Source organism: Streptococcus sp. ELY_125 (assembly GCF_058314535.1).
Window position 1 is genome coordinate 81,557 of record NZ_JBZFUM010000003.1, and the last position, 13,267, is coordinate 94,823.

Annotated in this window: 14 protein-coding genes and 3 pseudogenes; 14 read left to right on the top strand and 3 right to left on the bottom strand. The window is 41.4% G+C overall.

Annotated features, from left to right (window positions below):
- Positions 1-11: 11 nt before the first annotated feature.
- A pseudogene (locus AC4HAL_RS02180) lies at positions 12-162 on the top strand (CPBP family intramembrane glutamate endopeptidase); the annotation flags it as partial.
- Positions 163-398: 236 nt separating this feature from the next.
- Here the strand turns inward: AC4HAL_RS02180 and AC4HAL_RS02185 are convergent.
- The 3 genes and pseudogenes from AC4HAL_RS02185 to pepA all read right to left on the bottom strand — a co-directional run.
- Positions 399-757, bottom strand: a pseudogene (locus tag AC4HAL_RS02185) (pyrroline-5-carboxylate reductase family protein); the annotation flags it as partial.
- 45 nt (positions 758-802) lie between these two features.
- A pseudogene (locus AC4HAL_RS02190) lies at positions 803-943 on the bottom strand (pyrroline-5-carboxylate reductase); the annotation flags it as partial.
- 69 nt (positions 944-1,012) lie between these two features.
- Positions 1,013-2,080, bottom strand: a complete 1,068-nt coding sequence (gene pepA / locus AC4HAL_RS02195; RefSeq protein WP_491092780.1) for a glutamyl aminopeptidase — start codon at positions 2,078-2,080, stop codon at positions 1,013-1,015.
- Between the two features lie 108 nt (positions 2,081-2,188).
- On the opposite strand from pepA, the gene AC4HAL_RS02200 reads away from it, so the two are divergent.
- The 13 genes from AC4HAL_RS02200 to AC4HAL_RS02260 all read left to right on the top strand — a co-directional run bounded on the left by AC4HAL_RS02200 (position 2,189) and on the right by AC4HAL_RS02260 (position 13,267).
- Positions 2,189-2,479, top strand: a complete 291-nt coding sequence (locus tag AC4HAL_RS02200) for a DUF4651 domain-containing protein (protein ID WP_491092781.1) — start codon at positions 2,189-2,191, stop codon at positions 2,477-2,479.
- Positions 2,472-2,789: a thioredoxin family protein gene (locus AC4HAL_RS02205; RefSeq protein WP_491092782.1), complete on the top strand. Its 318-nt coding sequence runs from the start codon at positions 2,472-2,474 to the stop codon at positions 2,787-2,789. Before AC4HAL_RS02200 ends, AC4HAL_RS02205 begins: the two co-directional genes overlap by 8 nt.
- Before the next feature lie 15 nt (positions 2,790-2,804).
- On the top strand, positions 2,805-3,431 hold the full coding sequence (ytpR, locus tag AC4HAL_RS02210; protein ID WP_491092783.1) for a YtpR family tRNA-binding protein: 627 nt from the start codon (positions 2,805-2,807) through the stop codon (positions 3,429-3,431).
- Positions 3,432-4,219: 788 nt separating this feature from the next.
- Entirely contained in the window at positions 4,220-5,158 is a 939-nt protein-coding gene (locus AC4HAL_RS02215) for a sugar phosphate isomerase/epimerase family protein (protein ID WP_491092784.1), read from the top strand.
- A 13-nt stretch (positions 5,159-5,171) separates the two neighbouring features.
- Positions 5,172-6,542, top strand: coding sequence for a PTS transporter subunit EIIC (locus AC4HAL_RS02220; RefSeq protein ID WP_491092785.1), 1,371 nt, complete (start codon positions 5,172-5,174; stop codon positions 6,540-6,542).
- 65 nt (positions 6,543-6,607) lie between these two features.
- Positions 6,608-7,348, top strand: a complete 741-nt coding sequence (locus AC4HAL_RS02225) for a DeoR/GlpR family DNA-binding transcription regulator (RefSeq protein ID WP_447452471.1) — start codon at positions 6,608-6,610, stop codon at positions 7,346-7,348.
- A 397-nt stretch (positions 7,349-7,745) separates the two neighbouring features.
- On the top strand, positions 7,746-8,396 hold the full coding sequence (locus tag AC4HAL_RS02230; protein WP_491092786.1) for a ribulose-phosphate 3-epimerase: 651 nt from the start codon (positions 7,746-7,748) through the stop codon (positions 8,394-8,396).
- Complete coding sequence (gene rpiB, locus AC4HAL_RS02235) at positions 8,393-8,848, top strand: ribose 5-phosphate isomerase B (RefSeq protein ID WP_491092787.1); 456 nt, start codon at positions 8,393-8,395, stop codon at positions 8,846-8,848. Before AC4HAL_RS02230 ends, rpiB begins: the two co-directional genes overlap by 4 nt.
- Positions 8,849-8,936: 88 nt before the next feature.
- Complete coding sequence (locus AC4HAL_RS02240; RefSeq protein ID WP_491092836.1) at positions 8,937-9,332, top strand: single-stranded DNA-binding protein; 396 nt, start codon at positions 8,937-8,939, stop codon at positions 9,330-9,332.
- 195 nt (positions 9,333-9,527) lie between these two features.
- Entirely contained in the window at positions 9,528-10,319 is a 792-nt protein-coding gene (locus tag AC4HAL_RS02245; protein ID WP_491092788.1) for a Cof-type HAD-IIB family hydrolase, read from the top strand.
- Between the two features lie 8 nt (positions 10,320-10,327).
- Complete coding sequence (locus AC4HAL_RS02250; RefSeq protein ID WP_491092789.1) at positions 10,328-11,284, top strand: substrate-binding domain-containing protein; 957 nt, start codon at positions 10,328-10,330, stop codon at positions 11,282-11,284.
- Positions 11,284-12,603, top strand: coding sequence for a sensor histidine kinase (locus tag AC4HAL_RS02255; protein WP_491092790.1), 1,320 nt, complete (start codon positions 11,284-11,286; stop codon positions 12,601-12,603). The genes AC4HAL_RS02250 and AC4HAL_RS02255 overlap by 1 nt, the downstream gene beginning before the upstream one ends.
- A complete protein-coding gene (locus AC4HAL_RS02260) occupies positions 12,596-13,267 on the top strand; it encodes a response regulator (protein ID WP_447452465.1) in 672 nt (223 codons plus the stop codon). The genes AC4HAL_RS02255 and AC4HAL_RS02260 overlap by 8 nt, the downstream gene beginning before the upstream one ends.

A 13,267-nucleotide genomic window follows, 5' to 3' on the forward strand; every position in this document is an offset into this window, starting at 1 on the left:
TAGTAATTAAAATTGGCGGTTGGATTACCTATGGGAGGTAAGGGCTTGGTCTTTGGTTTTGTAGCGATGCAATCCAAGCGGGTTGAATATAGCATCGCTATCCACATATTTATGAATGCCTACGCTTCCTTCATCATGATTTTGATGACCTTAGGTCAATAAGGCTTAAAGAAATAAGGTGAAAGGCGTACGTCCGACTGAGCGGGCTAGATGTAATTGATAACCGGCACAATCCTAGACTCTATCGCATTGATATTTTCCTATTCATTCCAATCTTTACCAGATGCTGACCTGATGGTAGGATTTTTATAGAAATACTAAAACTCCTCAGAAATCAATATTTCTGAGGAGTTTTGCTAGAAAATTAAAATAGACAAAGCGAGTCTTAGTTAAATTTGCTGTCCCTGACTAAGATTCTGTACACTGGCTAGGACAGTTTGTGTAACAATACTCATGGCTTGATCCTTAGGCAAGCCATGCTTGACCCCAGCCAGAGCTGTGAAAGTATCAAAATTCTTCTCAGCAATTTCAAATGTAGATCCGAAACTATCGGTGATAGTTTTAGCTAAGTCCCAGACTTGCTCATCGACCTCCTGATTAGCGCAGATGGCCGTGGTACTTTGCAAAATCTGAGCATTAATATTAGGCATAATCCGAATCAGAGGCAGGCTAGAGTCGGTTAACTCGGCCAAACGCTTTAGGTTACTTCCAGCTGCCATGACATGATGGGTTGATGAAAGTCCAAGGGTGCAAGAACGGTGGGCAAGCCATGAGGCTTGATTCCTAAGATGATGAAGTTAGCCTCCGTAACTAGAACTGTTTGATTTGGCAAGGCTCGGACGCCCAATTGTTCAGTTTGACGGGCTGTTTTTTGAGGGTTCTGTCCGGCTACTATAATATCAAAGTCAGTTTTATCTAAGCCTTTGATGGTGGCAGTTGCCATTTTTCAAGGCCGATAAATCCAATCGCAGCCCGTAGACCAACACCAGATGCGTTAGCAAAGTCCCTTTCTTTAATAGTTTTTGATCAGATCAACTGTTGAGCGATCCAACTTTTTGATAATAGCTTGCAAGAAAGCCTGTGCTTGGCAAAAATCGTCTATATTGTAGAGAGTTTGGTGGGAGTGAATATAGCGGGCACAAACACCAATGGTAGTTGAAGGCACTCCGCTATTTTGCAGGTGGGCAGCTCCAGCATCAGTGCCGCCTTTGGCTGCATAGTACTGGTACTTAATACCAGCCTCCTCGGCAGTCGTTAAGAGAAAGTCACGCATGTTTCGCAGCATGATATGTCCGGGGTCATAAAAACGAATCAAGGTACCATCGCCGATTTTACCCTGATCACCATAAACATCGCCTGCAGGTGAGCAATCAACGGCAAAAAAGAGTTCAGGGTCAAACTGGGTCGTTGAAACATGGGCTCCGCGCAGGCCAACTTCCTCTTGAACATTGGCGCCAGCAATCAGGGTATTGTCCAGCTGGCTTGCTTTCAGACTGTCTAAGAGCTCAGTCACCATGAGAATTCCATAGCGATTATCCCAAGCCTTGCTGATGACGTTTTTCCGATTGGCTGTCAGGATTGCTTGACTGTCTGGCACAATAATGTCACCAGGAGTAATGCCGAAGCTGTAAACCTCACTTTTATCACTAAAGCCCCCATCAAAGATAATATCAGCAACTGCTGGCAGGCTGGCCTGACCATTTTGTCCTCGCAAGAAATGTGGCGGAAGGGATCCCGAAATAATAGGCAGGTTCTGACCCGAGCGCGTGATTAAAGTAAAACGCTGCGAGGAGAGGACCAGTGGATTCCATCCTCCTATGGCAACAGCCCTCAGGGTACCGTCTTCCTTAATGTCACTGACCATAAAGCCGACTTCGTCCATGTGGGCAGCCACCATGACTCGCGGAGCATCAGAGCTTGTACTTTCTTTAATCCCAAAAAGTCCTCCAAGCCCGTCAGTTTCAATTCTATCAACATGAGGTTCGATAGCCTGACGCAGGTAGTCTCTCACTTGACCTTCATGGCCAGCCAAACCTTTAAGATTTGTTACTTCTTGAATTTTTGTAAATAAGTCTGTCATTGCGTCCTCACTTTCTTAGTCTTATTTTAGCATAAAGCTAGTTGGATGGCTGTCCTTGTCCGATTCTGCCTGTCGCCAAAGGCCCTTATTTATGATAAAATGAAAGGCATGAAACATAAGAAATTACTGCTAACAACGGGTCTGGCAGGTCTAGCTGGATTGACAGCTCTGGGCTATGGTCTGCAACAAAAGATGGCTGACCGTAAGCAGGCCCGCATTGTAGCTGAAATCCGCGCTTATTTTAGTAAAATGGGGGACATTCAGGTTCTCTATATCAAGGATTATGAGACACAAGGTGCCAGTTTATCGGGCGGTCTGGTCTTTGAAGATGGCCGCGTCCTTGATTTTATCTATGATGACGGCCATATTTCCTACAGCGAGGATCAAGAAAATGCTTAAACCAGAAACTTACGAAGAATTAGCTGCTTATTTAGAACAAGACGGCCGTTTTGTCTTCTTATTCACAGCGGATTGGTGCCCCGATTGCCAGTTTCTCTATCCTTTTTTGGATGAGCTAGAAGCCGATAATCCCCATGTCACCTTTGTTCAAGTAGACCGCGATGCCTTTATGCCTCTAGCCCAAAAGTGGGAAATCTTTGGGATTCCTAGTTTGATTGTCATTGAAAATGGTCAGGAAATCGGACGCCTAGTCAATAAACTCAGAAAAACCAAAGAGGAAATCAATCAGTTTTTAGCCAGTTTCAAGTGAGGGAAAAGAAGAAATATGATTTATGCCTATAATAAAGAACAAGTCGGCGATGTTTTGATGGTGATCTTGCAAGACACTAAGGATGTTAAACGTGAGGTTGAGCGCAAGGGAAAGGTGGCGCGTGTCTTTGAGACGGCAACTAATAAGACCCTAGCCTGGAATATTTTTGAAGCTTCTAGCCTCATTCAACTTGATGCAAATGGTCAAGTTTTTCCATCAGCTACTGATGTAGAAGTCTTAAACAATGAGTTGAAAAAAGAAGGCTTCACGGCAGCTCTCGAAGTGACTCTTAGCCCAGTTTTTGTTGTAGGGCAAATCAAGGAAATGGAAGCTCATCCGGACAGTGACCATCTTAACATCTGCCAAGTACAGATTGCGTCTGACCAAACTGTTCAAATCGTAGCGGGTGCCCCCAATGCAGCGGTCGGTCTTAAAACGATCGTAGCCCTTCCAGGCGCCATGATGCCAAGCGGTAGCCTTATCTTCTCAGGCAAGCTCCGTGGTGTTGAGAGCTACGGCATGATGTGCGCTCCGCGGGAATTAGCCTTGCCAAACGCTCCGCAAAAGCGTGGAATTATTGAATTGGATGAGAATGCTTCTATCGGTGAGCGTTTTGATCCGATGAAACATTGGAAAGGGTAAGGTCAAATATTAGATTGAAAAAGGAGATCTCAATTGCTGGAATATAAAAACAGCTCGAGGTCTTTTTGTCTAGGCTTAATGTCAATCAATTGTAGTAATCTATATCTTAATTCAGGGAGTGGGACTCAATCAGTAAATCGTTGTAAAATCACGATTTTGATTTTCCTCGCTCTCTTATTTTAAGACTCAGGCCTTTGCCACTTTCTTGTTTTTAGGTGGCAGCCTATCCCCAGACTGCCAAACTCTACTGGTCCGGGGGGATCTTTGGAAGTTGGAGATAAGATGAACTAACGTTCATAGAATTGGATATCCTCCACTCCAACAGTTCCCTAAACTGTTGGAGTTTTCACTTGCGTGGTCGTTAAACAGTCCAGTGGACTGTTTAAGGGGGTGCCTAAAGACAGGGGGGACCACCAATCAGCAGTGGTTCATTGGTGCTAAAGCACCTAATGAACTGTGCAGGGGTAAGACTTCTTGGCATAGTCAACTAGTCTTACTCCCAACCACTGCGTCGATCTGGTAAATCTAGGATAATGCTAACGAGTCTGGACTTTTGTTCCAGACTCTATTTGTATGTTCAAAATAAAAAGTATCTTAGCTCTGAACTTCTTAAAGGTCTTTGTATTTTCAGATTTTTAATTTGACATATTAAATAGAAAAAATATGACTCAATTAGCGACAATAAATAAAAAAATATGACACTAAATAAAAAAATATGAAAAAATATGTTGAAATCGCTTTCTTTTAGTGCTAAAATATAGGCGAAATTAATAAATAGGAGGAAAGATATGAAATTAGCGACAAGGATTAATTCCTATCTGAGAATTGATGGTTATAATTTGGAAAAAACTTTTTCAGACTTTGAAACTGCTGGTCTAGGTTATGTTGATCTCAATTATCCAGAGCATACTAAGGGGATTTCGTCTGAAGAAATGAAGAAACTTTTAGACAAGCATAACCTTATTTTGAATGGACTGGCGCTTAGGTTTCGAGGTGATTTTATTAATGGTGAACTAGGCAACGCAGATCCTACTGTTGCAGCTAAGGCACGCCAGTTGTGTAAGGATGCAGCCGATTATTGCCGAGCAATAGGCGGAGAGGTTATCACTATTTGGTTGGGGTTTGATGGGTTCGACTACAGCTTTCAAATCAACTATCACAAGGTTTGGAATCAGTTAGTAAAGGCTTATCAAGAAATTTGTGATTATGCTCCAGATTTGAAAATTAGCATTGAATATAAACCCTATGAAGAAAGAGCTTACGCTTTTGTCGACAGCATGGGAATAACGGGAATGCTGCTAAGCGAAGTGAATCGTGAGAATATCGGTGTTACTCTGGATTACTGCCATATGCTTATGAAACATGAAAATCCAGCTTTTGCCGCAGATATTTTTGGCAGTCGGGGGCAGCTGTATGGTATCCATGCAAATGATGGCTATGGTGTTGCTGATGACGGCCTGATGATTGGAACAGCATCACCCTTTAAAACCTTGGAACTTTTGTACTACCTGAAAAAGCATGATTATCAGGGAGTCGTCTATTTTGATACTTTCCCAGTTATTGAACCTGCAGTAGAAGAGGCAGAAAGAAATGTGGCTATGATTACCTATATGGATCAGTTAATTGACACAGTCGGAATGGACCATATCCAAAATATTATCGATAAAAATGATGCTATTGCAGCTAATAAATTAATGTTAACGTTCTTAAAAGGAACCAAAGACTAGGGAGGTGATTACTATGGCGGATTACAAAGCAACTGCAAAAGGGATTCTAGAGAATATTGGCGGACCAGAAAATATCTCTAATATGACCCACTGTGCTACACGGTTACGCCTAAACTTGAAAGACCCATCCAAGGCAGATGATGCTGCTGTTAAAGCTGTAGATGGTGTTGTGGATGTTGTCAATAAGGCTGGGCAGTATCAGATATTGATTGGTACAGAAGTACCACATGTTTATGACGAATTTGAGATACTCGTAAAAGGCAATACAGAGAATTCTTTGGAAGAATCATCAGGTCAAGGTGGCAGTATTATCAGTAAGATTTTTTCTGCTATATCAGGAATTTTTGCACCCTTACTGCCGGCTTTAGCTGGATCAGGAATTTTACGCGGCCTGCTTATTTTAAGTGTCCAATTGGGCTGGATTAGTGATAAAAGCGGTACCTACAGCATTTTGTTTGCTGCCTCTATGGCAGTCTTCTACTTTCTTCCTGTCTTGCTCGCCTTTTCTTCTGCACGACGTTTCGGAGCCAGTCCCTACATTTCAGCCTTAATTGGAGCTGCTTTATTACATCCGGATTTTTTATCCTTGCTAGGAAAGACAGGTAATGGTGCTACGACGAGTTTTTTTGGAATTCCAGTTGTCTTGATGAATTACAACTCAACGGTTGTTCCTATTATACTTGCGATTTGGGCTTACTCTTACCTCTATAAGTGGTTAGACAAGCATATTCCAGAAACACTTAAGCTTGTTCTGATTCCTTTGGTGTCTCTAGCTATTATGGTGCCCTTAACCGTTATTGTTATTGGTCCGATTGGCGTATACAGTGGTGAAGGAATTGCTAATGTTGTTAATTGGTTAATTGAACGCAGTGGTGTACTGACAGGTATCCTTGTTGGCGGTGGCTGGAGCGTCTTGGTCAGCTTTGGTATCCATTGGGCAGTCAACCCTATTATGATTAATAATATTTCTCAAAACGGCTATGATTATATCTGTCCTCTGACCTTTGCCTGTAACTTTGCTGTTATTGGAACGGCCTTTGGAGTTTGGCTCAAGGCAAGAAATAAAAACCTTAAAAATTTTGCGATGACAGGCGTCATTACCATTGCATTATCAGCAATTATTGAGCCTACCCTATTTGGCATGCTTGTAAAAAACAAAAAACTGTTTTTGGCACAAATTATTGCAGGTGCAGCTGGCGGAGCTTATCTAGGTTTGACTAAAGTTGTTACCAACGCTTTTGTGTTCGGCAGTGTAACAACCTTCCCTGCATTTATCGAAAGCAATGCCAATGTTATTAATGGTGTTATCGGTCTAGGGATTTCTGTTCTTGTTGGTGCCGTTCTTGGTTTTGTTTTCACAAGTAGAGATGACCAGCTAGCTTAGACGACTGCATGAAATAATTTTCTGAATATGGTATCATTATTACCAAAATAAAGGTAGATAATAAGATGATTCCATACGAAAGACAACAAAAAATATTAAGCTTGTTAAAGGATACTGAATTAGTCAAATTTGATGAGATTCAATCCGTATTTCCACACGTTTCTTCCTCAACACTGCGGCGCGATTTAAAAGAGCTTGAAAAGAACAATAAAATTGAATATTTATCAGGCGGTGCTATTAAATTAATGTCAACTGTGGGAGAGATTCCAATCACAATGCGCAATACGCTTCATGGTGATAAAAAAGATAAAATCGCTAACCTAGCGGCTAAACGAATTCACGATGGCGATGTTATCTATCTCGATTCTGGCTCGACATGCTCAGTATTGTTTAGAAAAATTCTAAATAAGAGGATTACAATCTACACGACCAATACTGATTTATTCGCACTTGCTGACAGTGTTGTAGCGGAAGTCATTATCTTAGGAGGCCAATTTAATCCGATAAACTCCTCAGTAAGTGGTGCATTAACTGAAACGAACCTGAGGAGTATCTATTTCGGTAAATCTTTTTTAGGGGTTAATGGTGTTGATGAAAAATTTGGGGTAACAACTCCGACACTTGTCGAAGCAACTAAAAAGAAGATAGTACGGGAACATTCCGATGAAGTTTATCTCCTGTGTGATAGCACTAAATTTCATAATTTATCCAATGTCAAGGCTTTTGATCTAAAGGATGTCACGGTCATATCAGATCGCTGGGATGATAGTCTTGGAAAGGTTACCTCTATGATAGCAGCTGATTAATGTTATTAATTAATAATAAGTAAGGTTCTGTATCTGTTTCTTCTGGAAAATCAAATGCTAGAATTGAGACCTCAGGAGACAAATCGCCATTGTTTATTTTTAGCGGGCGAGCTAGTAAAGAAGCAAGGCAGACTGCCTATAGCGGCTGCCTTTAGTTAGTGGGATACTTGAAGCCTAGGCGGTAACCCAAAGTGGTTTCTTTTTGGATCGCTTGATCTCTTTAAGTTATTACCTTGCCTAGTCTGATAGGATCTTCTTTGAGTGCAAGAACCTGTGTTTTATAAATGCAGACTGCCTTCGGATATAAAGTTTTTAGAGATTGTGCTGTATCTGTAGCGATTTTCTTAATTTTTGTCGTATCGTTTAACCGCTTAAATGTCTTATGGAGGAGGATGCTATGACGAAATTATTGTGTCCCAGCATGATGTGTGCAGATTTTGGCCATTTACAAAAAGAAGTTGAAAATCTGAATCGTGCTGATGTGGATATCTACCACTGTGATATTATGGACGGTGAATTTGTTCCTAATATAACCATGGGAATTAATGATATTAAAGCCATTAGAAAATACACCGATAAATTAATTGACTGTCACTTAATGATTGAAAATCCTGGAAATAAAGTGGATTGGTTTATTGATGCAGGTGTAGATTTGATCTATATTCACCCAGAAAGTGAACGTTACGTAGTGAAAACACTCAGCCATATCAAGGATAGTGGAAAATTAACTGGCCTAGCGCTAAATCCCGATACAAGTGTTGAAACAGTCGGTGAAATGCTAGAATTAGTTGACTACCTGCTGGTTATGACAGTTAATCCAGGATTTGCAGGCCAGAAATTTATTGATTTTACTAAGAAAAAGATAAAAAGGCTGGTTGATTTAAAGTCGGACTACCATTATAAGATTATGATTGATGGTGCTTGTAGTCCAGCTATTATCGAAGAATTAAGTGCCCTTGGAGCCGACGGGTTCATCTTAGGCACCAGCGCCTTATTTGGCAAGGAAAAACCTTACGCAGAGATAGTAAAGGAATTACACAAGTTATGAAAATTGGTATTGGAAATGATCATGTCGCTGTAGGATATAAACAGGCTCTTAAGGCTTATATTGAGGATAAGTACGGCTATGAAGTTGTCAACTATGGGACAGACAGTACAGAGCGATTTCATTATCCTGAATCTGGGAAAGCTGTGGCTGAAGCCGTAGCTTCCAATAAGATCGATAAGGGAATCCTAATTTGTGGTACTGGTGTTGGCATTGGTATTTCGGCAAACAAGATCAAAGGCATTCGCTGTGTCATTTGCAGCGAGCCTTATTCAGCTAAATTGTCCCGCCAGCATAATGATACAAACGTCTTGGCTTTTGGCTCCCGCGTAGTCGGATTAGAAGTAGCAAAGATGATTGTGGATGAATGGCTCACGGCAGAGTATGAAGGAGGACGTCATCAAGTGAGGTTGGATATGATTTCTGATATTGAAAATCAGGGAAATATAGATTAAGAGTAATGTACAAAAGTATTTAAATTTTTTTCGGTTTTTATTATTTTTTCATCTCTTTTACGAATAAATAAGGTGAGGAGGTGAAATGATGTATAATAAAGTCATTCTTATCGGCCGCTTAGTTGCTGCCCCCGAGATGATTAAAACATCCTCGGATAAATCAGTTACCCATGTGACTTTGGCTGTTAACCGACGTTTCAAGTCGCAAGACGGTGAGCGTCAGGCGGATTTTATCAATATCGTCTTATGGGGAAAACTAGCTGAAACGCTGGTTTCCTACGCCAACAAGGGCAGTTTGCTGTCTCTTGATGGTGAGATACGCACACGCCGTTACGATAAAGATGGTCAAACTCGCTATGTAACTGAGGTTCTAGCCCAGTCTTTCCAGCTCCTAGAAAGTCGGGCTCAGCGTGCCGTACGTGAAAATAATACGGCTAGTGACTTAGCGGATCTTATCCTTGAGGAAGAAGAGCTTCCCTTTTAGGTCTGACGTATCCTTATCCTAATACTCAAAGAGTATCAAGCAACTTTCACATCCATATAACTCCAGGGTCTGAAGTAAAACTCCTGCTTCAGGCCTTTTTTGCCTTGGTAAGGAAGAATCTCAAACAAGAAAATGTTATAATAGGAATGATATTAAGAATGCAAACGGATAAAAAACAAAATGGGAGGTCAGCTCATGAAAATTATCTTCAGTGATATTGATGGAACGTTACTTAACCAATATCATGCTGTAACGCCGGCTACACAGGAAGCTATCAGAGCTTGTGTTGCTAAGGGGCTTTATTTTGTACCAGTATCGGCCCGTATGCCAGAAGCTATTCGCCCTATTATGGCAGCAATTGGGGTTAATAGCCCCTTGATCGCTTACAATGGAGCTTTACTTCAGACTGAAGATGGTAGGACTATTGCGTCCAAATCTCTTCCTATGGCAGAGGCGATTGCTATTGCTCAAACGATTGAAAATATAGCTAAGGACTTAGCTTGGAATATTTATTCTTATCAGGATTGGTTCTCCTCTTATCAAGCACACGATTTAGTCGAAAACGAAGAAGTTGTGGTCGGGCTTAAATCGCAAGCAAGCCAGCTTTCTGAACTTACCCATATTCAGGAAGCTCATAAGGTCTTGGTCATGTGCCCGCCAGAAAAAACCGATGCTGTGTTACAAGAACTTAAAAACTCCTATCCCAGCTTATCGATTGCCAAATCTCTGCCCCATTTGATTGAAGTTATGGCAGCTGGTATTGATAAGGGGCAGGCAATCACGGCTCTTTGTGCCTACTATCAAGTCCCTAAAGCTGAAACGATGGCCTTTGGTGACAATTATAATGATTTGGAAATGCTAGAGACAGTGGGTCAAGGGGTTGTTATGGGGAATGCTCCTGAGCCTTTGCAAAAACGTATAGGCAGAGTGACATTGGATCATAACCATGATGGTATTGCTAAAGTTTTAAGAGAAGAAATACTGTAGGTGATGGTTTGAAAAAACGCAAGTTTGTTATGGGAAACTTTCTGTTAGCCTGTATTATTATAGCTATTTCCTATGCCTACTATCAGTACCAGCCAGCTGTTCAGGGGCAAAAAAGGATTGGGGTCACCTTTATGACCATGAACAACAGTTTTTACAGCTATCTCAATTCGCAGATAAAAAAAGTAACCGATGAAAAGGGTGATGTCCTGCTCCTTAGAAATCCTGTATTAAGCAGCGATAAGCAGGCTGAACAGGTGAGAAAATTTGTCCAACAAGATGTCGATGCGCTTATCATCAATCCTGTTAATGGTAATGATAAGCAACTGTTATCGGCTGTAAAACAAGCCAAACGCTCGGGTATTAAAGTAGTGGTAGTCGACAGTCAGCTAGCTGATGATTTGGCTGATACCACTGTGGTATCAGATAACTATCAAGCCGGTGTCATACTAGGCAAACGCTTAATGGTCAGTCAGTCATCGGCTAATATTTACCTCCTGGCTCATGAGGGGACCTATTCAGCAGATGAAAGGCTTCAGGGCTTTAAGGACACTATATCAGGCCGCAAGGATTACCATATTGTCGGAGATGCCAATGCTCAAGGTCAGACGGAGCTAGCTATGCCTCTGACTGCCAAGGCCTTAACGGAGAATCCTCAAATTGACACGATCATGGCGATCAACGATCGCAGTGCTATCGGTGCACTGGCTGCTCAGGAGAACCTCAAACTTTCTCAGTCCAAAATGATCTACAGTGTTGATGGCTCTCCCGATGTTAAATCTCTGATTGCTAGAGGAGACAGCCATTTAGTCAGTGTAGCCCAATTTCCAACCCAGATGGCTGATAAGAGTATTGACGCTGTTTATCAGCTTTTAGAGGGACATGAGGTCAAAAAAAGGATTACCATTCCTGTAAAGCTGGTGGATAAAGACAACATAGCTGATTATAATTTGACGGGGTGGGAATAATGACGAGTCAACGTGTCATAACATTAGCGCGCTACAGTCTTGTTGTACTCAATTTTTTTGCAATTTGGAACATTGGTATGACCTACCTTTTGACGAGTAAATACATTGTAGCCCACAATTTGAGCCAATCCTTGTTAGAAAACTTAGAAATAGTGCCTCAACCTCCTAGTATCGTCTTCTTTCTTTCTCTAGGTCTCTACCTGTGCTTAGTGGGGGTTATCTATTTCAGAGAGCGCCAAGGGCAGGCTAATTTCAATTTAGCAGCTGGATTGATTCTGCTAGAGTTTTTAGTGATGCTAGCAGTTTTCAAGACTCTCCAATATTCTTATAATGGTATTTTTCTGCTAGTGTTTTTAGATATCTTTTTTAGCTTAGACTATACTGTTTTGCAGCGCAAGCGCAGCTGGGCAGCAGTGCTGTTTATGAGTTCGCTTATGCTTCTCATCTCTGATCCAGATGTCTTATCCAGTATTATCAAGATTCCTTCTTTGGACACCTACTTAGAATTTTATTCGGAACAGACACAATTTGGTTTTAAGCTAGTCAAAAACCTTCTCTATTCCTTTAATCTTGTTGCTTTTTTCGGTTCTTTTATTTTTTACATTGTTATTAGTGCCAAGGAACGTCAGGAAATGCAGGAAAAACTGCAGGAAATTGCTAAAATTAATGAGGATCTGAATGCCTACGCAGATCTAACGGAAAAAATTACCGAAGATCGTGAACGCAAGCGGATTTCACGCGAAATCCATGATACCTTAGGTCATGCTTTGACAGGAATTTCGTCGGGAATGGACGCTGTCTCGGTGCTGATTGATTTGAACCCTGATAAGGCTAAGGAACAAGTCGATAAGATGTCTCTAGTCGTGCGCAATAGTATTCAGGATGTCCGTCGCTCTCTTAATAAACTTCGACCGGGGGCTTTGGAAGGTCATACACTGAAAGAAGCACTCAAAAATATGTTGCTGGAGTACCAAAGTTTATCCTCCTTGCAGATTGATTTTGTCTACGACTGGGGAGATGTTGACTTAGATGTCACAACCGAGGACATTATCTTTCGAGCTATTCAGGAGTCGGTCACCAATTCTTTGCGCCACGGTCATGCCAGCATAGTCACTATTCGATGTTATCAGGATGATACCTCTTACCGTATCGTCATTCACGATGATGGCCAAGGATGCGAGCATATCAATATGGGCTATGGTCTTATGCAGATGCGGGAACGGCTCAGCATGGTTGGCGGCCGTATCTCTTATGATGGCAGCCAAGGCTTTTTAACTCATATTACTATACCGAGAATGAAAGGACAAATTCATGATTAAGGTGATGATTGCAGATGATCAGGAGCTGATCCGCGACTCCCTTCAAATTATTCTGTCAGCCCACGAAGATATAGATGTCGTTGGAACGGCTAGCAATGGCTTTGAAGTTTTAGAAGCTATTGCCTCCGAGCGTCCTGATGTTATCTTAATGGATATTCGCATGCCTAAAATGGACGGTGTTATGTGTACTCAGCGGGTAAAAGAACTGTATCCAGATGTTAAAATTATTATCTTGACGACCTTTGATGATGATGATTTTATTTTTAGTGCACTTAAGTTTGGTGCTTCGGGCTACCTCTTAAAGGGAGTATCAACACAGGAGCTTTATAAAGCAATTATTACTGTCTACGATGGCAAATCTATGCTCAATCCAGATATTGCAACTAAGGTGTTTAAGCTGTTCTCGCAGATGGCCCAATCAAATTTGAGTATTCAGGTAGAAGATGATCAGGTAGCTGATTTATCTAAAGCTGAATGGCGAATTATCCAGCAAGTTGGGTTTGGCTTGTCCAATAAAGAAATTGCGACAAAACTTTATCTGTCAGAAGGGACTATTCGCAACTATCTATCTAATATCCTCTCCAAACTTTCCCTGCGTGACCGAACCCAGCTGGCTATTTGGGCTGTTCAAACAGGTGTGACAACCAGAAATTTTGAGGATTAG

Coding starts and splice junctions, on each gene's coding strand:
- pepA (WP_491092780.1), bottom strand. CDS start 2,080: ATGACAGACTTATTTACAAAAATTCAAGAAGTAACAAATCTTAAAGGT.
- AC4HAL_RS02200 (WP_491092781.1), top strand. CDS start 2,189: ATGAAACATAAGAAATTACTGCTAACAACGGGTCTGGCAGGTCTAGCT.
- AC4HAL_RS02205 (WP_491092782.1), top strand. CDS start 2,472: ATGCTTAAACCAGAAACTTACGAAGAATTAGCTGCTTATTTAGAACAA.
- ytpR (WP_491092783.1), top strand. CDS start 2,805: ATGATTTATGCCTATAATAAAGAACAAGTCGGCGATGTTTTGATGGTG.
- AC4HAL_RS02215 (WP_491092784.1), top strand. CDS start 4,220: ATGAAATTAGCGACAAGGATTAATTCCTATCTGAGAATTGATGGTTAT.
- AC4HAL_RS02220 (WP_491092785.1), top strand. CDS start 5,172: ATGGCGGATTACAAAGCAACTGCAAAAGGGATTCTAGAGAATATTGGC.
- AC4HAL_RS02225 (WP_447452471.1), top strand. CDS start 6,608: ATGATTCCATACGAAAGACAACAAAAAATATTAAGCTTGTTAAAGGAT.
- AC4HAL_RS02230 (WP_491092786.1), top strand. CDS start 7,746: ATGACGAAATTATTGTGTCCCAGCATGATGTGTGCAGATTTTGGCCAT.
- rpiB (WP_491092787.1), top strand. CDS start 8,393: ATGAAAATTGGTATTGGAAATGATCATGTCGCTGTAGGATATAAACAG.
- AC4HAL_RS02240 (WP_491092836.1), top strand. CDS start 8,937: ATGTATAATAAAGTCATTCTTATCGGCCGCTTAGTTGCTGCCCCCGAG.
- AC4HAL_RS02245 (WP_491092788.1), top strand. CDS start 9,528: ATGAAAATTATCTTCAGTGATATTGATGGAACGTTACTTAACCAATAT.
- AC4HAL_RS02255 (WP_491092790.1), top strand. CDS start 11,284: ATGACGAGTCAACGTGTCATAACATTAGCGCGCTACAGTCTTGTTGTA.
- AC4HAL_RS02260 (WP_447452465.1), top strand. CDS start 12,596: ATGATTAAGGTGATGATTGCAGATGATCAGGAGCTGATCCGCGACTCC.